Source organism: Rheinheimera baltica (assembly GCF_030731985.1).
In the GTDB taxonomy this organism is placed as follows: Bacteria; Pseudomonadota; Gammaproteobacteria; order Enterobacterales; family Alteromonadaceae; genus Alishewanella; species Alishewanella baltica.
In genome coordinates this window covers 444559-465244 of sequence record NZ_JAPJDY010000003.1, presented here as the reverse complement: position 1 = coordinate 465244, position 20686 = coordinate 444559, and the positions used below count along the sequence as shown (strand labels likewise).

Below are 20686 nucleotides of genomic sequence, written 5' to 3'. Positions count from 1 at the left end.
CGTATCCAGCAGACATTCGAAGTCGATATCTCGCTGGCTCAGCTATTTCAGGCGCAAACCATTCAGGCTCAAGCCCTACTGATTGCCCAGGCCGACCAGGCTCAGCAGGTGCTCATTCCAACCTGTGACCACGACCGGCCTCTGCCGCTGTCTTTTGCCCAACGCCGATTGTGGTTTATCGACCAGTTACAGCCGGCCAGTGCTCAGTACAATATGCCCATGGCACTGCGCTTGCAGGGCCAACTCGATACCGTGGCGCTGCAACAGGCTCTCTCCTTGTTACTGCAACGCCATGCCATTTTACGTACCGTCTATGCCACCGACGAACACGGTGAAGGTGTGCAGATTATACGTGACATCGACACCCTCCCCGTCGCCACGCTCGACCTGACGCACTTAGATGACTCACTTCAAATGCCACGCTTGCAACAGCTGGCCCGCGAAGATGCACAGACACCTTTTGACCTCAGTACCGATATTATGCTGCGCGTCTCGCTTATCAGCCTCGCGCCACAGCAGCATGCTCTACTCTTTAACATGCACCACATCGCATCCGACGGCTGGTCTATGGGGGTGATGGTTAACGAGTTCGTGACCCTTTACCGCGCCTTGACGCTGGGGCAATCACCCCAATTACCTGCTCTGGCTATACAGTACGCCGACTACGCCGTCTGGCAACGCGCAAACATGGATGACCAGGCGATAACCGCCGAACTTTCGTACTGGCAATCACAGTTGAAGGGGATCCCGGTTGTACACGGTTTGAACACTGATACCCCACGACCAACACAGCCCAGCAACCGCGGTGAAACACTGAGCATGTCCTTTGCAGCGCAATTGGCTCAGGCCATCACAGATCTTGCACATGCGGAAAATGTAACCCCATTTATTCTGATGCAAGCCGCTTTTGCGTTGCTGATGGGACGCTGGAGTGGAGATGAAGAGATTGTGGTTGGAACTCCCATTGCCGGACGAACCAAGTTACAACTTGAACCCTTGATTGGCTTCTTTGTCAACAATCTGGTGCTAAGAAATGATTTGTCTGGCAATCCCAGCTTCATTGATTATCTGGCTAAAGCCCGAACCATGACGTTAGACGCTTACCAACATCAGGCATTGCCGTTTGAGATGCTGGTTGAAAAACTTAGTCCAACCCGTAATCTCAGCCACCCACCATTATTTCAATTATTGTTCTCTTTACAGAACAACCAGATTGGCAAGCTGGAATTGCCAGACCTGACTATCAGCGAAGTGGAAAACAATTATGAATGTGCCAAGTTCGATATTTCAGTGCAGGTTTCTACTGCCACTGACAACCTGGAGATCAGTTGGATTTACAACACAGATATCTTTAATCAAAGTACCATTATGCGCATGGCGGAGGCTTATCAGACACTTTTAACACAGATTATCTCCCAGCCAGCCGCGGCCATTCACAGTTATACCCTGGTTACTGCACCAGACACCCAGGTAGCGGCAATGACTTACCCCTTGGCAGAAACGCGGCTTCACCGGCTGTTTGAACAACAGGTTGCCCGGCAAAAACAACTTACTGCAGTGAAATATCAGGATCAGTTACTAAGCTATAACAGTCTGAACCAACAAGCCAATCGACTGGCACGTTACCTGATAACACAGGGCTTACAGCCCGGTGACTTTGTTGGTCTTTATGTGCAACGATCACTTGATATGATAGTGGCTCTGCTGGCCATTCTTAAAGCAGGCGCGGCCTATTTACCGGTAGACCCTGCCAGCCCGAAAGCACGTTGTCAGTATATTCTGCAAGATGCTAAAGCCCGGATCGTAGTTACCAGCACGGCACTGTCTTCGGACCTCGCTAGCGAAATACAGTCTGTTTGCCTTGATAGCCCTGAGCTACAATCCTGCCTGAGTGCTTTCTCAGCCTCTAATCTTGCTGATACCGCTGATGCTACAGATGAAATAATGGGGGCAGCTCCGGCTTATGTCATCTACACCTCCGGGTCAACCGGCAATCCAAAAGGTGTGGTGGTGCAGCATAAAAACGTGCTGCGTCTGTTCCTCGCGGGTAACGAACATTTTGCCTTCGGCCCTAGTGATTGCTGGACGTTGTTCCACTCCATTGCATTTGACTTCTCAGTATGGGAGCTGTGGGGTGCCTTACTGTATGGTGGTCGCCTGATCGTTGTTCCTTACGATGTGACGCGCAGTGTGGCCGATTTTCATCTACTACTGCAAGACGAACAGGTCACAGTGCTTAATCAGACGCCCTCAGCTTTTTACATGTTAGCTGATCAGATACTCGCCCATCAGCAAAATTTGCCTCCGCTTCGTTATGTCATCTTCGGCGGTGAAGCTCTGGAACCGAAGCGATTGCAAAGCTGGATGCACGCTTTTGGAGATCAGCAGGTACAAATGATCAATATGTATGGTATTACCGAAACGACCGTACATGTAACCTATCGCAGAATTTCCCAAGCGGATTGTAGCAAGCCGCTAAGCTGCATTGGCCGGCCGTTGGCTGATCTGACAGCCTATGTCTGTAACCCTTGGGGCGTGCCACAACCGGTCGGTGCACCCGGTGAACTGTTGGTCGGTGGAGACGGAGTGACACCGGGTTATTTGAACCGGCCAGAGCTGACACGCGAGCGTTTTATTGACAATCCTTTTGGACCGGGAAAACTATATCGCAGTGGCGATCTGGTGCGCAGACTGGACAATGGTGAACTGGAATACCTGGGCCGTATGGATCACCAGACCAAGTTACGGGGCTTTAGGATTGAACTTGGCGAGATAGAGCATAGTTTACTAGGCTGCGCAGGTATTCAGGATGCTGTTGTGTTGCTGAAAAATGCCGTTGACGGCCACGCTTATTTGGCAGCATTTTTAGTGCTGTCATCGCAAGAATACCAGCAGGCACCTGAGCTTGACCGGCAGCAATTACGTGACACCTTATTGCAAAAAATACCGGCGTATATGGTGCCGTCCAACTTTGTCATCGTAGATAGTATTCCGCTCACCGGAAACGGTAAAGCCGATCGTAAAGCGCTGCTGGCACTGGATGATTTACCAATCTCAAACCCTAGCTATATGGCTCCGGCCACCCGCTTCGAAGCCATTTTATGTGATATCTGGCAACAAGTACTGGGCCTGGCCACGGTGGGCGTGACCGATAACTTCTTCGCCATCGGCGGCGATTCCATCCGCGTGATCCAAGTACTGAAAAAGGCGGAGTTACAGGGATTCAGTCTTACTGTCAAAGATGTATTTCTGCACCAGAACATCGCACAAATTGCTCGTCATTGCCAACACCGGCAACTTACCGTTGACAGCCAGCCCGTGCCGATGGAACTGCTGGAACAAGATTTCAACAAAGCAATCTGGTTGAAACCACACCATATCGAGGATGGTTATCCGGTCACCTCGTTACAAAAGCAGATGTTACTTTGCCACGACAGTGATGCCACAGCAGTGGGTGTTTACCAGCCCAGTGTGTTATATCGTCTGGACGACATTGCCTTAAAGCATGAAATACTCCAAAAAGCATTGTCTGTTATTGTCAATAGGCACCCGGCATTGCGCACGCATTTTGCCCGCAATGGCGAACACGACTTTGTGCAATTGGTTAACAAACATCTGGCTGTACCGTTGCCACTGGCCGATTTAAGTCATTTGAAAGAACCGGAGCAAGAACAGGCTGTCAATCAACTTTTACAAGAGAACAGCATGCAACGATTTGCCCTGGGAGAAAACTGCATCCGCTTCTCACTGGTAAAATTCAGTCATCTCCACTGGGGTTTGCTGATTTCCTGCCATCATGCCGTCATCGATGGCTGGGCGTTAGTAGAAATACGTAACGAGCTACTGGCTCTTTATCCACAGCTGCTGGCTGGCAAACTCACCGACGATACCGCCAGTAACGAGAATGTATTTAAGCAACATGTCGCGCTGGAACTGGAAGCTCGTCACTGCATACAGCACAAGCTCGCTTGGCAACAACTATTGAGCGACTATGTGCCAATGCCAGCTCTGCCGAGCCAGACTGTGGCGGCTGTAGATTGGCTTCGCTTTGATTTCACGATTGACAGTTCAGTGACTGCCGACCTGAACCATCTGGCTGTGCAGTTGCAGATACCGCTTAAAACTTTACTACTTCATGCTTATCAGACGACGCTGGCTAAGATCTGGCAATGGTCTGGCATCACAGTTGACGTAGTGACAAGCGGCCGCTCAAATCGTCTGAGTGATCCTTTTGGCGGTATCGGTTTATTCTGGAATCTGCTGCCGGTAACGATGCCACAACACCCGAACAGGTTAACCTGCCTACAACTGCTGGCACAGCGCTTGTTGAACACAGACAGCCATGCGCTTTACCCGCGAGATAAGTTGCTGGCCATGATTAATCAGCGTGACTTCAGTCCGGCCGCATTTAATTATGTCAATTTTCACAACGCTGAGTATCTGGAACAACAAAGTGGCGGCGCCAACATTCGAGTCGGTGCGACGTCCGATAAGTTTGACTATCCCATCAAACTGGCGATGTCTGCGGCACTACATAAACAACAGCTGAGCGCTCAACTCGAGGTAAACCCAGCCTACATGACAGCAGACGACGCAGAGCATATTGTGTGCGTTATCCGGCAACAACTGACCGATTTGGCTCGGCTGTCGGACTCCAGACAACCAGAGAACGCCCCTACCTCATTACAGGAATCAACCGATGTCAGAAATTAAATCTTTCAGCCAAAATGATTTGCAACTTATTGATGGCCTGCAACTGCTGTTACAGGTAGACACCGAAGGGCAGCGGGCCTTGCAATGGATCCAAACGCATAAGGATGCTATTAACCGGATGCTGCAAGCAAATGGTGCCCTGTTGATCCGCGGCCTGAATCTGCCATCGAGCAATCAGTTCGGCCAGCTGCTAATGTCATTGTTTGGCGAAAGCCTAATCCGATACGAGTACCGTTCGACACCACGGACAGAACTGCGGGGGAATGTTTACACCGCGACAGAATACCATGCTGATCAGACCATTCCACAACACAGCGAAAACGCCTACGCCAACAGCTGGGCAATGCGTATTGGTTTTCTCTGCACAAAGCCAGCTACTAGTGGAGGCGCTACGCCTGTCGCCGATAATCGAATTATTTACCAGAAAATACCAGCTGAAATTCGCGAGGAATTTGCTCGTAAAGGCATCATGTATGTACGTAATTACTCCAATATTGATCTACCCTGGCAAGAGGTTTTTCAAACAAGCGACCGACATCAGGTTGCACAGTACTGTGAACAAAACCGCATCGACTGCCAATGGTCCGACGACGACACCCTGCGCACAACACAAATTAATCCTGCTATCCAAATACACCCGCTAACCGGCGAAAAGCTGTGGTTTAATCAGGCGCATCTTTATCATATTTCTAATCTCAGTCCAGACATTCAGCGAAGTCTTCTGAGCCTGATGCCTGTCGATAAGCTGCCCAAGAACACCTACTTTGCAGATGGCAGCGCCATCGACCCTGCCTATCTGGCCATTATTCGCCAGTTGTACATCGATCATAAAGTGGCTTTCCCCTGGCAAAAACATGATTTGCTGCTGTTGGACAATATGCTATTCACCCACGGTCGGGAACCTTATACCGGCGAGCGTCAAGTATTGGTCGGCATGACAACACCTTTCAGCTGCTGAATATGTGCCTTCAACCCGGTTGTCTATGAGCAACCGGGTACCTGTGAGAATTACTAGCTACATCAAAGAATTATTCTAATTAATATATCTGTTGACAGAAATCCAACAATTACAATACTCGTTAGCAAGCTTTCGGGCCTTGGGATACAGGAAGTGACTCGTGTTGAAGAAAACCTTCAAACTCAGTATACCGTTGTTCGTCATTGGGATGGGCTTGCTTGTAAGCGAATTGCTTTACGCAACCAAAACCACGCCCGTAAAGCTCCCTCCGGAAAACATCATTCCTCAGGCCGACGTAGCCATGGTTGAGCAAAGCCCGCGCCAAATAATTATCTCATCTCAAGGACAAGTGACCGCTAAAAACACTTTGTCACTAGTCAGCCAGGTCACCGGGAAAATCGTCGCCATGCACCCGGAGTTTGCCGATGGCGGAGCTATAAACGCCAACGACGTCATCATCCAGATTGAAGATATTGATTATCAGCTGGCATTAATTCGGGCTCAAGCTACCGTGGCTAATGCGCAGTTAGAAGTCGAGGAGCGCGCAGCTGACAAACGAGTAGCCGAAACCCAACTAAGTGGCAAGGGGCATTCTAGTCTGGCGCTAAAAATTCCACAAAAAGTCCTCGCCGAAGCAAATCTGGCCGCAGCAAAAGCAGAATTGCAGCAAGCTAAGCTCAATTTTAACCGCACTAGGGTGACGTTACCCTATGGATCACGGGTTAAACAACGACTGGTAGGTCTCAATCAATATGTCGTCCCGGGTACTGAACTGGCCACGTTGTACTCAACAGACGTCGCTCAGGTAAAAATAAGCATCACCGATCAACAGCTCGCTTTGCTGGACTTGCCACTTGGCTATAGTGCAGCCGCAGACGATGAGCCAATTCCGGTTACGCTCAGCGCAATACTGGCGCAAAAGACCCGTTACTGGCAAGGACGTCTGGTCCGGTTAGACGCCGCTCTGGATACTGACACACAGTTGATTCAGGGTTATGTAGAGATTGAACAACCTTATCAACTAAGACCAGAACTTGGTCAGACAATGCCACTGGCGGTAGGCCAGTATGTCAAAGCAGAAATCATTCCGCTAATACAAACTTCGGTGCTGGTTATTCCGGATCAAGCACTACGCGCTGGCGGACGGGTCTATGTCATTACTGACAATAAGCTCGATATTCGTACCGTCGATATCCTGCACCGTGAAGACGATCAGGTATTGTTGAACAGTGGCGTCAGCGCCGGTGAAAAAGTTGCGATTTCACCTATGCACCGTGCAGTGCAAGGAATGAAAGTGAATATCAATCCCACTGCGACAGCCACGGTGGCTTCAACCACAGAAGCAGGCAAATCATGAATAAACTGATTGCTTGGTGGGCAAAAAACCCGGTCGCAGCAAACCTGTTAATGATTGCCATGTTTTTGTCCGGGCTGATGGGCTATCTACAAATGGACCGCGAAGTATTCCCCACAGTCAGCGTCAATACCGTTGAGGTCAGCATTGCCTGGCCGGGGGCATCGGTGCGGGATGTAGAAGAGCAGTTGGTTATTCGGGTTGAAAGTGCGCTGAAAGGGCTAGATCATATCGACAAAATACGCAGCACAGCATTGCAGGGGCAAGCCTTGATTGAAATCAAAGCAGACGCGACCGTCGATATGTCCCAGTTTACCAATCAGATTAAGCTGCAAATTGACAGTATTAACAGCTTCCCGCGAGATATCGAAAAACCGGTGATCAGCGAAGTCATCCTCAGAGAAAACACCCTTCGGTTGGCATTATACGGTGATGTTGAGGAACTTGTACTAAAACGTCAGGCCGAAAAGTTACGGGATGACATGCGAATGCTTCCAGCGGTCAATCTTGTAAAACTCAGCGGCGTTCGGAATGAAGAAGTCGCTATTGAAATATCTGAAACCGCCTTGCGTCGTTATAAACTTACTTTTGATGATATCGCCCAAGCTGTTGGCAACAGTTCACTAAATCTGTCGGCCGGACAGATCCGTACCAGCCAGGGAACACTTCAGTTACGCGCGCAACACCTGGCAATGTCACAACGGGATTTCGAGCAGATCATCATTCGTCAAACTGTCAGCGGCGGCATTCTGCTACTGGGTGATATTGCAAAAGTTCATGATGGTTTCGAGGACAAGCAACATCAGGTTACCTACAATGGTCAGCCCGCCGTATTGATTGATGTGATGTCTACCGAAAGCATGGACGTCGTAAAAGTCAGTGATACTGTGAAAGAATGGTTGCAAACTGTACAGCCTTCGCTGCCGCCAGAAATGTCGCTAGATATATGGCTGGACACTTCCGACATTTATAACAGCCGGATGGATGCTATTGGTTCATCGGCACTATCTGGTTTGATGCTGGTAGTTGCCGTTCTCTTTCTGTCGTTGCGACCCAAAATCGCTTTTTGGGTCGGTGCGGGGATTGCCACAACCTATGCAGCAAGTTTTGCCTTACTACCAGGCAACGATGTATCTATCAACTTTCTCTCCACCTTCGCATTTTTACTGGTGTTGGGGATTGTGGTCGATGATGCCATCGTAGTCGGTGAAAGTATCCATGAGCAAAGTCAAGAAGATGGCAGAGGTAACCTTAATAATGCCATCATCGGCACACAACTGGTCGCTAAGCCAGTATTTTATGCCGTGCTGACAACGATGATTGCATTTGTACCATGGTTTTTTATCAGTGGTGAAGACGCTCAAATTACCCGTCAAATCTCGATCGTGATTATCTGCGCATTGATCTTTTCATTGCTAGAAGCTTTTTTTATTTTGCCCGCGCACCTGAGCAAACTAAAACCCAGACGAAGCCAGAGCTTGATATTCAAAACGCAACAACGCATTGAGCACAGCATTATCAAGTTTGCTCATGTCCATTACAGGAGACTGGCAACTTGGGTCACCAAAAATGCATTACTCACCACATGTTTTTTTATCAGTTTGTTTATCATTAGCGTAAATTTGCTAGGCAGCGGCTGGGTTAGGTTTTCTTTTCTACCCGATATTGAGAATACCCAGATCAGATTTACCGTCAAGTTTGACGACAGCACACCGCCAGCACGTCCTTTAGCCGTTCTGGCTCAAGTGCGCGAGGCTCACCTGCAACTTCAGGATCCTCACACCCAAATTGATAAAGAACTGGCCATTGTGACCGGCAATCAGGTGATGGTTACACTGGATTTAAGCGCACGTGAGGGCGCAGAAATGAATACCGCGGCGCTAGCCGCAAGCTGGCGTGAAGCTGTCGGCGACATCCCTGATGCTCAAACCTTGGAAGTCTATTACAAAAGTAACCAGGTCCCGGCACTGGAGTTCCAAATCAATCATCCGGATCTGGACCAACTGGTTGCAGCAGTAGCAGATTTTAAAAGTCAGTTGGTCAATTACAACCAAATCTATGACATTCGTGATGATCTACGAAGTTACAACGAAGAGCTAAATATCAGTTTACTGCCTGGTGCCGAAAAACTGGGGCTGACCCTGAGTGAAGTAGTTACACAGGTACGGCAAGCGTACTACGGTCAAGAAGTTCAGCGATTGCCCCGCAACGGCAATGACGTACGGGTTATGGTGCGCTACCCCACCGACAGTCGTCGCAGTTCCAGCAGTCTGCAGGATATGTATGTCCGGACGCTCGACGGTCGTGAGGTGCCTTTGTTGTCAGTTGCCAAACTGTCCTCTCAGTCTGGAGTTCAGAAAATCGAACGACGTGGAGGCCAACGTTCAGCAACTATCAGCGCTGAACTACATGGAGATGTGCAACATGAAATTCAGGCTGAACTGAAACGTGAACTTATTCCGCAATGGCAGCAACGCTTTCCAGGAGTAACTTTAGGTGAAGTGGGTGAGGCACAAAGTGAAAAAGAATTTTTAGTCGAGTTGTTGGCTTTATACCTGATTGCCCTATTTTTGATGTACGCCCTGATTGCCGTGGCTTTCAGTTCTTATTGGCAACCATTACTAATTATGGTGTCTATCCCATTCGCTTTTATGGGCGCCGTCTACGGACACTTGCTATACGACATTCCGATGGCTTTGTTTTCCTATTTCGGTATCGGTGCCGCTGCCGGGGTTGTAATCAATGTAAATCTGGTACTAATGGATTGCGTTAACAAACTAAAAGCCAATGGCATGACTGCGGCCGAAGCCATTGTTGAAGGAGCTGTGCGGCGTTTTCGACCCATTATGCTTACATCTGTTACTACGTTCATCGGCTTGTTACCCATGCTGGCAGAAAACTCCAGGCAAGCTCAGTTCTTACAACCGACCGTTGTTTCTCTGGCGTTTGGCGTATTGCTGGCAATGGTGGTTACCTTATTGCTGGTACCCGCGTTGTATGTTCTGGTTAATTCTGAACAGGCAAGACTTGTGCGTTGGCAAAACGCCATAGTGAGACGATTAGGCCGTGATTCGGCGCTGCCACAGCAAGCCAAACCGACTGCAATCTCCAACAGCAGTGATCTATGATAGCCTTATTTGAAATCAAGAGAAATTAACCGCCACAAATCGGGATTGTTATGCCAAATAAAATCAATATCGCTGAAAAATTCGCACTTTTTGATGAGCACTGGACCCCAAAAATAATCGCCCAAGCGAATGGCCAACTGGTAAAGCTTGCAAAAGGCAGTGGTAAACTTATTTGGCATGTACATGAAAATGAAGATGAATTATTTCTGGTATTTAAAGGCCGACTAACTCTTATGCTCAGAAATGGCAGCATAGTGTTGGAGCCCGGGGATATGTTCGTAGTTCCTGCAGGAGTTGAACATTGCCCGCTGGCAGAACCAGATACCCATATTATGCTAATAGAGCCCGCTAGTACCGAGCATACAGGCACCCAACGCACCAAAATCACTGTTGCAACTGAACATCAACGATGGATATAACCAACAACTCAACTCACGAACACTCAAACCTTTGCCTTAAGCCTATATAAGCTAAAAGCAATAAACGGTTGTCAGATAAAAACGGCACTACTATTGAGTGCCGTTTTAACAAGCTTGTTGTGCCAGGTGTTACAAACTATTTAAAAATGCCAATAACGCAGCTTTATCTGCTGATGAAAGGTTTTGATAGTTCACTTTACTGGTTTCAGCTTCACCGCCATGCCAACGAATGGCTTCGTCTATAGTGCGGGCGCGGCCATCATGCAGGTAATTGGCATCTGGTGTGCAGTATTGGTAACCATCCAAGCCAAAGGCATCCCAGCCGGTATTGCCTGCCACACCACCGGTAACACAGGCAGATAAGCCCAATCCCCATAAAGGTGCAGTACGCCACTCGCTACCACTGGCACTACCTTCCGCTAAGTTGTCAGCCAACCCCGGGCCCATATCATGCAGTAGCATATCAGTATAAGGCCGGATTGTATGGTTTCGTAGCTCTGCCAGCGGGTGGTAAGCACTGGTTTGAAAGCTCTCAACATGGCAACCATTGCAACCGGTGTTGCTAAACACGACCTTTCCTTGTTGCACCTGTGGGTTGTTATAGTCACGCTGGCCACGCACGCCCAGTAATGAAATGTACTTTACCAAATCAGCTAAATGTTGCTGCGGCAATAGCGGGCCTGTGCGGCAATCAGTCTGATTCGCACCGCAATCCGGCTGTGGCAGCACTGATGTCATCACGCCCATATCCGTGTTAAAGGCCGCTGCTACCTGATGTTTTACACTGCTGGTTGCGGCTTTGTAACCAAACCGGCCCAAACGGGTATCGCCGGTAACGGGGTCGATAACCCGATGGGCGCGGCCGGAAATGCCGTCACCATTAGCATCATACTCATCTTCCAACGCCAATATGGCTTGCTCCGGTATCGCTTCTAATAAGCCTATACCATTTAACTGGGGGGCAATACGGGCAGAAAACGTCTCCGGCACTGTGCCACTGAACTGATACTGAGGTGTACGTAACCCATTGGCGTAACTGAACGAAGCAATAGATGGCATACCTTCGCCAGTTGCCCCAGCCGTAGCTCGTGGCTGTAAAACCCGGCCCAGCTCAGGGTGAGATAACCCCTGCGCATTACCGACTTTAAACACCCACTTGTCCAACGGAGCACCAACCGCTGCAACCCCTGCCCGGCCATTGCGGACATGACAGCCAGAACAGCGGGCATTGATGTAGTGTGAACCGGCTAAGCCAACCATACTGTTAAAAGTGCCATTTTCAGCATTTTCATCGTGGTTACCATCCAACACTGAACTATGGTGTACACGCCGGCCCCGCACAAATGGTTGGCCATTGTCGTAACCCAAATTGGTAGCCATTTGCTGAAAATGGCCGTCTGGTTCGGCGGTCATTTGCACATGCAAGGTCGTGTCGCCCCCTAGGCGCGCGCTAACAGGTAAAGGTATAGAGTCACGCTGCAGGTAGCGCCCGGGTTGAAACACCTGTTTGTCGGTGACATCCCACGGCACTATGCCCTGACCAACAATATATAAAAAGGTGGTGCCATAGTAATTAGCGCGACCGCGCGGCAAGGTTGAGGCGTCGAGAAACTGACTGACCTCAAATTCCAGCCTGTCGCCTATCTGAATGGGCCTACCTTCCCGACAGTTATAGCTTTCCTCTTTCCAGTAGTGGGTGTAATCAACCATGTTCATTACGCCGTTACCGCAAAACTCTGCCAGTGTATTTCTACCGATATACCACCAGCGGTTTTCTGCCTGTAAGTCGTCCAGTTTATTCTGCGTCACCACATTCATGCGAATACTGCTACCACCTTTCGCAACATAGTCGACTATTTCAATCGCGGCGGTTCTGTCTTCCCAGTAAAATGTCAGGTAATGATCATAGGCCTGAAAATGGTTCTCTTTAGCGTGGCGGTCGCGGGCGCGGTCAGAGAAACGTGTTACCAGTGCATCGCCACGGTCATACTGAATGGCGGGTTCCAACGCGGTGGCTCCGCTAAACAGCGGCACCACATTAACTGACGTTAGCGGACAGCCGTTAACATTAACCGGTGTGCCAGCAGGCGTATTAGGACAGTTATCCAGCTCATTGCTTACACCATCGCCGTCACTGTCCAAGTCTGGCGTAGGGTCTGGATCCGGGTCGGGTGTTGGATCTGGATCCGGCGTAACGATATTGCCCAGCGTAAACGTTTGCATCGCCGTATCAATGGCATAGCCTTTTGCGGTATCCCAATAGGTGAAAAAGTAGCTAAGCACACTACCCGGCGCTAACCCCGTTAACGGATAGTTATTCACACCGTTTTGCTGCTGCATACCCACGTTTATCTGGCCAGCGTTATTGACCCGGTAATGCACGTCTGCCCAGCTACCGCTGTTAACATAAAACCGTATACTGTCGGCCCCGGTTTGCGCCACGCCAAATGAGCCGGCGGCTGTGGGGCAGCCATTGTTATCAACGGCACTGCCCGTTGGCGTATTGATACACTGGTCCAGGTTATCGGCTATACCATCGTTATCACTGTCAGTGATAACCGTACCACCGCTCTGCCAAACAATATTATCAATGGCAAACTCAAAGCTGTTGCCGGGTAAGGCGCCATCCATACTGGCAATATAAAACATACCGGTTAACGCCTGCAGTGCTATAAATTCGCCACGTAAATCTGATACCGGAATAGTGGCTTCGGCCCAGTCACCATTGCGCACTAAACCATAGCGGCTTTCATAGGCGGGAAAATTCACCCAGTGTTGATTAGTGTAGTCATCAGCAATGCCAATTTTAAAACTCACATTGGCCGGAATTTTTATGCTGAATTTCATCGTGCCATTAGCAAAGTTGCTCATATCGCGCACTTGCCGCGCCTGAATACCGCCGCCAAACCACTGCCCGGGGCTGGTGTAGCGCCAGGCAATGACATTACTGCCCTCCAGCGGTGCTGTGTTACCGGTGGTCACCGAAGCCTGGTTCCAGATATAAATATCTGAACTTACACCGGCGTCCAGTTGATCGGTGGTGGCAGCGTCTGTAAACACACCAAAGCTGCCACTTTGCGGTGGGTTAACGTTGCCATTAAACACTTGTCCCATGCCATTTAGCTGGTAAACCCGCACATAATCTATATACATTTTTGCCGGTAAGGGGGCACTAACCTGAGCATTGTTAGCAGCATCCGTAAAATTGCCACCTACCGCCAGATTCAACAACAGGTAAAATGGCTGCTGCAGTTCGCTTGATTCTTCAGTAATGTTAATCGGCGCATCGTACATATCGTACTCCACACCATTATCCACTACGGTGAAACGTAATTGAGTATCGGTCCAGTAGGTGCGGTAAGTAACAAAACGATTACTCAGTGGTTGAGTGGCGACATAAGCATTGTCGGTTTGCCAGGCGGTCATCGCGGCGCACGATGGGTTTTGTGGCACACAGGCCGCATCGGCGTAAAAAATGGCATTGGCAGCGGTATAGCTGTTGATATTAGCGCCCGGATGTCCGGCGTCTGCTCTGGCCTGGGCCCGATGGCCCATTTCCATCATGTCAATTTCGCCCTTTGCCGGCCAACTGGCTTTACTGGTGCCAAGCATCCACACTGCCGGCCATAAGCCTATACCCAACTCTGGCACTCGTACGCGTACTTCAATCATGCCAAATTGCACCGCCAGTTTATGCTGGCTGTCTACTTTTCCAGAGCTAAAAGCACGACCGCCGATAGCTTCATTGCGGGCCTGCAACACCAGCGCCGTGTTGCCTGATTCACCTGGTACCGGCTCAATACTTAAGTTATTGGCGCTATACCATTGCAACTCCTGGTTGCCCCAGCCGCAAAGACCCAGCTGGCAACCATCGCCTTCAACCTTATTCCAGGTATTATTATTTACGTTATTAAAGTTATCTTCGAACAGCAGGTTACCAATGACGGGGTTGGTAACATCGGCCAGTACGCTAGACGGCGTCACAAGCCAACACAGACCAAGCAGACTGCAGAACCAGGCGCGCGGTTTAAACCACGTCGGTAAATTGTTAAATTGTTTCATTTGCAAAAACCCATAGGTTGCACATTGTCAAATAAGGGCACAGCGGGCACATTAATGGCCTACCATAGCCCCGACTGGGTTTGCTGAATGTAAAAATGTTTTGAGTGAAAGCTACTTGCAAAGTGGCATCCGGCATTTTTGCAGGCCACGCTCAACCACAGATCTTGCCATCTGCAATTTTATGCTTTGTTTTATCCCGTCCTAAGACACTTGTTTTGCCGCACTTACCTGCTTTGTCCTGTTACCATAGGTACAGACAATATTATTATGTTAATACAGAAATGTAAGCGCTTTCTTAAGCTAGTTGATATCCGTTTTCAGGTCAAGATATCAGGCTTAATTAACAAAAAAACATTATCCATTAACATATCAACCGCAGGCATAAGCCGGTTTAAAGTACAGCGGCATTACCTGTTCATCACCAGCAAAAATACAAATTTCACCCTATTGAAACATCACTACTACGCCCTTATATACCAACTAGTACAAAATAAATGTAGGAACAAAGATGTCTAATACCCTTGATTTACTCAATTGGCGTTATGCCACAAAAAAAATGACACCACATCAAACTGTGCCAGCAGAAAAACTGGACATTATTCTGGAAGCTATTCGCCTAAGTGCCAGCTCAAGTGGTCTACAGCCATATCAGGTATTGGTTATTACTAACCACGAGCTTAAAAAACAAATTCGTCCCGCTGCCTGGGATCAGTCTCAGGTGACCGACTGTTCGCATTTATTAGTTTTTGCGGCTTGGGATAACTACACAGAAGAGCGCATTAACAGCATGTTTGATCTGGTGAACGAACAGCGTGGTTTTAAAAACGAAGGTTGGGAAGCCTACCGGCAAAAGTTGTTGGGGTACTATCCGCAGCGCCCGGCACAAGAAAATTTTGAGCATGCTGCGCGTCAGGCTTACATAGGTTTAGGCTCAGCCTTACTGGCAGCAGCAGAGCAAAAAGTAGATGCCACGCCGATGGAAGGTTTTGAACCGGAAAAAGTAGACGCCATTTTAAATCTGGCCGAACTGGGATTGAAGTCAGTATTACTACTGCCTTTGGGTTATCGTGAAGCGGAAGGCGACTGGCTGGTAAACTTAAAAAAAGTCCGCCGCAGCACGGCAGACTTTATTATTAACCGATAACCGGCCAACGCTAGGTTAAAGCCAGTGCGATGTTAATCACACTGGCTTCAGTTCTAGGTAACGTGTATTTAGCAACACAGTTATCTGACAATTTCCATTTCATCTAACACATTTTGTGCGCCATCTACGTACTGCATTAGCCACAGCACATAACGGATATCAACGTGTATCGCACGGGTAATTTCAGGATTGAAATACCAATCTTTGGTAATAGATTCGTAGGTGGAGTCAAAGTTTAACCCTACCAGCTCACCTTTACCGTTCATTACCGCTGAACCAGAGTTACCGCCAGTGGTATCTGCACTGGTAAGGAAGTTAACCGGCACCGAGTTAAACGCTTTTACGTCTGGCTCTGGACAGCTAAACAGCTTGCAATGCCAGGGTAACTGAGGCTTAGCGGCCAAATTCTGATAAAAATAGCCGGCAGTCTGGCCATTATTGTAGGCATCTACCAGTTTTTGCGGTGCGTTAAACGGATACTCTGCCTGCCGCTTGGCAATTAACCCTTTTACCGACGTAAACGGCGTTTTATAAACACCATCCACCGCCGGGTAACCCTCTACCGAGCCGTAGGTAATACGTAGCGTACTGTTGGCATCTGGATACACCGGTTTACCCTGCGCGTTGTTATACGCGATAACTGCCTGCATATAAGCCGGACGCACCTGCGACAGCTGGCCACTTAATGTTTTTTCCTGCTGCACTAGCGCTTTATTTTTTGCATATATCGCAACAGCAATACGAATAAACGGGTCTGTACTTTGCACAAACTCTGCTGGTGCCTTGCCTAACCAGTACTTACGCCCTTCTGTCGTGGTTAACTGGCTTTGCGGATACAAGGTGGCAAGCTTTGCGCTTACTTCAGCTTGGCTCATACCGGCGCTCACAGCTAAAGCGGCATCTAGTTCAGCGACACGCACCGCATCTGGTTGAGCTAAATACTCTGCCACCTGCTCTGACCAAATAGCAACATCCATCGCCGGATCAAAACTTTTCTCCATTCTGGCTAAACGGCTTTCAATCATGCTTAAATCACGTTGCTGATACCCCATGTCACGCTCAGCATCTGGCTTTTCGCTTTCTATCGCCAGCCGATACAAGGTCATCGCCGCTTTTAACATATCGCTGCGTTTGGCATTATCAAAGTAATAAGTTTGCTGACTATACGCTTGCTCTGCATCAATCACCTGCTGTAGTGCACTAATGCTTTGCTGATAGACGCCGCGACTGGCGTCGGCATTTATCCAATCAAGCAATGCTTGCTCTTGCTGTTGTTTAATGGCATGAATATCGGTAACACCGAACCCATCTAGCAAACCCTGCAGTTTTTTCATCCTGTTATTCAGGCTTTTAACGGTAGAGGCATACTTTACTTTTAAGTCGGCATCTTTCGCACTGAGGTGATCAATGGTATCAATGATTTGTTGATAGGTTTTTACCTGCGCCGGATATTGCCAATTAGCAGCAAATGCAATTTCATCGGCTAATCGATAACGACTGGTACGCCCCGGATAACCGGCCAGCAAAATACCATCGCCCTGGCGAACACCGCTGGCATTAACCGTTAAAAAATGTTTACTTTTATAGGGTACGTTATCAACCGAGTAAGGTGCAGGCTTTCCGTCTTTGCCAACGTAGCCACGTATAAAGGTATAGTCACCGGTATGGCGCGGATACTCAAAGTTATCAATATCTCCACCATAATTGCCTACAGACTCTGATGGTGCATAAACCAACCGCACATCCTGCAGCATTAATTGTTTAATCTGAAAATATTCTAAACCATGATGAAAACTGACCACCGAGCAGCGGTAGTTCGGGTCGGCTTCACAGCTTTTAATCAGTGCTTTACGGTTTGCTTCAATCGCTTCATAACGTGCGCTACCGCTAAGCTCTGGCGCTAATGCGCCCGCAACCTGCGCCGTAACATCGGTTACCGCTTCAGTAATATATAAACGCTCCTGCGCACCGGCTGGTAATTCTTCTGACAGCGACTTGGCTAAAAAGCCTTTTTCAATCAGGTTATTGTCTTTCGTTGAGTTGTTTTGAATCGCGTTATAAGCACAGTGATGGTTTGTTATTACCAAGCCATTAGGCGAAACAAAAGACGCTGAGCAGTAACCCAAACTGACCATAGCGTTCATCGGGTACTGGCTTAAATCAGCCAACTGCTTACCCGGAATTTCAATGCCTTTGGCAGTTAATTCGTCTTGCAACTGCGCCATTTGGTAGGGTTGCCACTGGCCTTCATCGGCCACAGCCCCCAGGCTTAAGCCTAGCACGGCAGCAATCATTAGGGGTTTGGTTTTCATGCGCATTCCGTAGTTCCGGTTATTTTCATTATTGTCGCGGCAAATTATCCATTTTGCGCCCGTTAGCGCAACCTCGATGTGTTAAGTGCGTTCAAATTAGGTTAAGTCGCCACTTCGCCAACAGACAGTCAAAACCAATTAAGGTAAGCTTGACGCAATTTTTTGCTGCAGTTTAAATAGGTAGGTTTATGAAAGTATTAATACGCAGTTTACTCACCGGCCTGGCCATAGTACTGCCGCTTATAATCACCTTGGAGTTATTACGCGGGTTGCTACTGCTGATACTAAGCGGCGGCCTTGGCAGCAACAAAGCGCCCGGCCATCACCACGAGCAATAAGCTGCTAGCCCAGTAGCATCCAAAGCGCCACGCCAAACATCAGGCTGGCACCGATGCGGTTTAAGTACTGTACCCGGTTGGCTTTGCCGAAAAACAGCGCCAGCGCTTTACCGCCGCTGGCATACAGCAGCATAGAGCCGAACTCCAGCAGTAAAATGATGCTTACCAGCACCAGCAACTGTGGCCAAAACGCCAGCTGGCTATCGATAAACGGCGGCAACAGCGCCATATGAAACGCCCAGCCTTTGGGGTTAGACACCGCAGTAATAAAACCCTGACTAAACAAGGTACGCCGCGTCATTAACGCTGGCAGTTCACCAGGTTGCGGCAACGCCAGCTTGCCTTTGGCGCGCCACATTTGCAGCCCGATATAACCAAGGTAACAAGCGCCAACAATTTTAAACCACTGAAATACCGCCGGAAATTGCAGCATTATCGCCGCCACGCCGCATACCGCCAGTATGGCTACCAGCGCCACGCCCAGCATTTCGCCCCACATCATCCACAAGGTACGGCGCACGCCCTGGCTCATACCTAACGTCATGGCCAGTGTCATGCACATTCCCGGTGTCACCGAGACAAATAAAAATGTCGGAATAAATGCGCTCAGCAAGGCAAGATTAACCATAGCAACCTCAGTAAAAAACTGACGCTATTTTGCTCGGTTGCAACCGCACCAGCAATAGCTTTTGGCAGGGTTTTTCCGCAACCTGGCGCAGCCATATAAAAACCTTTAGTAAACAAATCTCTCCCCCTGTCGAATCAATCCCTGCTACTTCGACTAAGCTGTGATACAGAAATTTATTGCGTTTCGCACAGGAGAATCAAAATGTCAGGCAATACCGTAACACTGCACCGGGTAATGAAATCCACGCCAGAGCGGTTGTACCGCGCTTTTTTAGATGCGGATGCCTTAGCCAAGTGGTGCCCGCCGCATGGTTTTACCGGCAAGGTGCACAGCATGGATGCACGGGTGGGTGGTGGTTATAAAATGTCGTTTACCAATTTTAATACCGGCAGCAGCCACAGCTTTGGCGGTACTTACCTGGAATTAAAACCGAACGAGCTTGTTCGCTATAACGACCAGTTTGAGGACCCCAACCTGCCCGGCCAAATGCTGGTTACCATCCGGTTAAAACCGGTATTGTGCGGTACAGAACTAACTATTGAGCAAAGCGGCATTCCCGATGCGATACCGTTGGAGTTTTGCTATGCCGGTTGGCAGGAGTCGCTGCAGCTGTTAGCCCTACTGACTGAGCCGGAGATCCCGGACGGCCCATAACAACTAGAACTGCGGCGCTGGCCTGTTAACTGCCGGCGCCACTAGCGCTGCTTTAGCCTTAACTTAAGCTTTCAGCCTTTTCTACGCCGATAAAACGATATTGCTCGGGTGCAGGTTTAAAGCTGTGCTCGGCAAAATACATCATTGCCTCATACAAATGCTCCGGTAGCGCTGGGTCATAATACGCGTACATTTGCTGCGCCAGTTCTTCTTCAATTAACGCTTCTGTCAGCATCAAAAAGATTTCACCGGTCAGGCCTTGATAAGCCTCATCCGACATCATCTGGCTTAAAAAGCGGTTTTGCATGGCAAGGTGCTGCAGTACCAGCTGCTGCACGGCTTCTGCTTGCACCGGTAGGGCAAGTAACGGCAGATACTGCGCTACCCAGTTATCAAACTCCTCTGTCAAATGCTGTGATTGCGCGGCACTTACATTACCCATTGCCTGTAACGCAGTTTCGTACTCGCCAGGTTCTGCAAACTGGCTGGCAAAATCTTGTTGCCACTGTTCCGCTTTATCCTGCGGCACAGTGCTAAACAGGATCTGCAAATTTTGTTTACCTTGTGCAATAGTCATAGCCACCTCAATGTTATTGATCATCTGCTTTGTTGCATCGAGTTTGCTAAGTAGCAAGGCATGTTGTTGCTGCAATGCGTTTACAGCATCAAAGTCTGGTGCCTGCATCATGTCGCGGATCTGCTCCAGGCTAAAATCCAGCTGCCGGTACAGCAAAATTTGCTGTAGCTTTGCAAGATGCGGCTCTGAGTAACAGCGATAACCATTGTCCTGCCGCCGCAGTGGCGTCAGTAAGCCTACCTGATCATAGTGATGCAAAGTTCGCACACTGACACCGGCGAGCTTACTTACCTGACTAACACTAAACCACTTTTGCACGCTGCTACGCCTCCACCTTACTTACCTCACTCACCCGATGCAGCAAGCCTCAGCTATAACGTTGCGTTAGGGTCAAGTTCT

At 48.9% G+C, this 20686-nt stretch carries 12 protein-coding genes; 8 read left to right on the top strand and 4 right to left on the bottom strand.

The window, feature by feature from the left end:
* The 5 genes from ORJ00_RS07490 to ORJ00_RS07470 form a co-directional block, all read left to right on the top strand.
* Positions 1-4713 (top strand): non-ribosomal peptide synthetase (locus tag ORJ00_RS07490; protein ID WP_306139436.1); only part of this gene is annotated, 4713 nt, incomplete at its 5' end.
* Positions 4700-5671: a TauD/TfdA family dioxygenase gene (locus ORJ00_RS07485; protein WP_306139435.1), complete on the top strand. Its 972-nt coding sequence runs from the start codon at positions 4700-4702 to the stop codon at positions 5669-5671. The genes ORJ00_RS07490 and ORJ00_RS07485, both read left to right, overlap by 14 nt.
* Before the next feature lie 160 nt (positions 5672-5831).
* Positions 5832-7028, top strand: coding sequence for an efflux RND transporter periplasmic adaptor subunit (locus ORJ00_RS07480; protein WP_306139434.1), 1197 nt, complete (start codon positions 5832-5834; stop codon positions 7026-7028).
* Positions 7025-10153 carry an efflux RND transporter permease subunit gene (locus ORJ00_RS07475; RefSeq protein WP_306139433.1) on the top strand — a complete coding sequence of 1043 codons (3129 nt, stop codon included), beginning with the start codon at positions 7025-7027 and terminating at the stop codon, positions 10151-10153. Before ORJ00_RS07480 ends, ORJ00_RS07475 begins: the two co-directional genes overlap by 4 nt.
* 50 nt (positions 10154-10203) lie before the next feature.
* Complete coding sequence (locus ORJ00_RS07470; RefSeq protein WP_306139432.1) at positions 10204-10572, top strand: cupin domain-containing protein; 369 nt, start codon at positions 10204-10206, stop codon at positions 10570-10572.
* Positions 10573-10701: 129 nt separating this feature from the next.
* On the opposite strand, the gene ORJ00_RS07465 is transcribed toward ORJ00_RS07470, so the two are convergent.
* The gene (locus tag ORJ00_RS07465; RefSeq protein WP_306139431.1) at positions 10702-14634 is read right to left on the bottom strand and encodes a di-heme oxidoredictase family protein; all 3933 of its coding nucleotides are present in this window, start codon (positions 14632-14634) and stop codon (positions 10702-10704) included.
* Positions 14635-15142: 508 nt separating this feature from the next.
* Between ORJ00_RS07465 and ORJ00_RS07460 the strand changes: the two genes are divergently transcribed.
* Positions 15143-15778 (top strand): NAD(P)H-dependent oxidoreductase, encoded by a 636-nt coding sequence (locus tag ORJ00_RS07460; protein ID WP_306139430.1) that lies wholly within the window; start codon positions 15143-15145, stop codon positions 15776-15778.
* Positions 15779-15858: 80 nt separating this feature from the next.
* On the opposite strand, the gene ORJ00_RS07455 is transcribed toward ORJ00_RS07460, so the two are convergent.
* The gene (locus ORJ00_RS07455; RefSeq protein WP_306139429.1) at positions 15859-18090 is read right to left on the bottom strand and encodes a S46 family peptidase; all 2232 of its coding nucleotides are present in this window, start codon (positions 18088-18090) and stop codon (positions 15859-15861) included.
* A 188-nt stretch (positions 18091-18278) separates the two neighbouring features.
* Here ORJ00_RS07455 and ORJ00_RS07450 point away from each other — a divergent pair, with 188 nt between their 5' ends.
* Positions 18279-18428, top strand: coding sequence for a hypothetical protein (locus tag ORJ00_RS07450; protein ID WP_306126262.1), 150 nt, complete (start codon positions 18279-18281; stop codon positions 18426-18428).
* Between the two features lie 4 nt (positions 18429-18432).
* Here ORJ00_RS07450 and ORJ00_RS07445 read toward each other — a convergent pair whose 3' ends face one another.
* The gene (locus ORJ00_RS07445; protein ID WP_306126261.1) at positions 18433-19056 is read right to left on the bottom strand and encodes a LysE family translocator; all 624 of its coding nucleotides are present in this window, start codon (positions 19054-19056) and stop codon (positions 18433-18435) included.
* 201 nt (positions 19057-19257) lie between these two features.
* Here ORJ00_RS07445 and ORJ00_RS07440 point away from each other — a divergent pair, with 201 nt between their 5' ends.
* Positions 19258-19710, top strand: coding sequence for an SRPBCC family protein (locus tag ORJ00_RS07440; protein ID WP_305977807.1), 453 nt, complete (start codon positions 19258-19260; stop codon positions 19708-19710).
* A gap of 58 nt (positions 19711-19768) precedes the next feature.
* Here the strand turns inward: ORJ00_RS07440 and ORJ00_RS07435 are convergent, their stop codons facing one another.
* Positions 19769-20605, bottom strand: coding sequence for a MerR family transcriptional regulator (locus ORJ00_RS07435; protein ID WP_306139428.1), 837 nt, complete (start codon positions 20603-20605; stop codon positions 19769-19771).
* Positions 20606-20686: the final 81 nt, after the last annotated feature.

Excerpts from the sequence above, each read along its gene's own strand:
- ORJ00_RS07485 (WP_306139435.1), top strand. The coding sequence starts at position 4,700 with ATGTCAGAAATTAAATCTTTCAGCCAAAATGATTTGCAACTTATTGAT.
- ORJ00_RS07475 (WP_306139433.1), top strand. The coding sequence starts at position 7,025 with ATGAATAAACTGATTGCTTGGTGGGCAAAAAACCCGGTCGCAGCAAAC.
- ORJ00_RS07470 (WP_306139432.1), top strand. The coding sequence starts at position 10,204 with ATGCCAAATAAAATCAATATCGCTGAAAAATTCGCACTTTTTGATGAG.
- ORJ00_RS07465 (WP_306139431.1), bottom strand. The coding sequence starts at position 14,634 with ATGAAACAATTTAACAATTTACCGACGTGGTTTAAACCGCGCGCCTGG.
- ORJ00_RS07460 (WP_306139430.1), top strand. The coding sequence starts at position 15,143 with ATGTCTAATACCCTTGATTTACTCAATTGGCGTTATGCCACAAAAAAA.
- ORJ00_RS07455 (WP_306139429.1), bottom strand. The coding sequence starts at position 18,090 with ATGAAAACCAAACCCCTAATGATTGCTGCCGTGCTAGGCTTAAGCCTG.
- ORJ00_RS07450 (WP_306126262.1), top strand. The coding sequence starts at position 18,279 with ATGAAAGTATTAATACGCAGTTTACTCACCGGCCTGGCCATAGTACTG.
- ORJ00_RS07445 (WP_306126261.1), bottom strand. The coding sequence starts at position 19,056 with ATGGTTAATCTTGCCTTGCTGAGCGCATTTATTCCGACATTTTTATTT.
- ORJ00_RS07440 (WP_305977807.1), top strand. The coding sequence starts at position 19,258 with ATGTCAGGCAATACCGTAACACTGCACCGGGTAATGAAATCCACGCCA.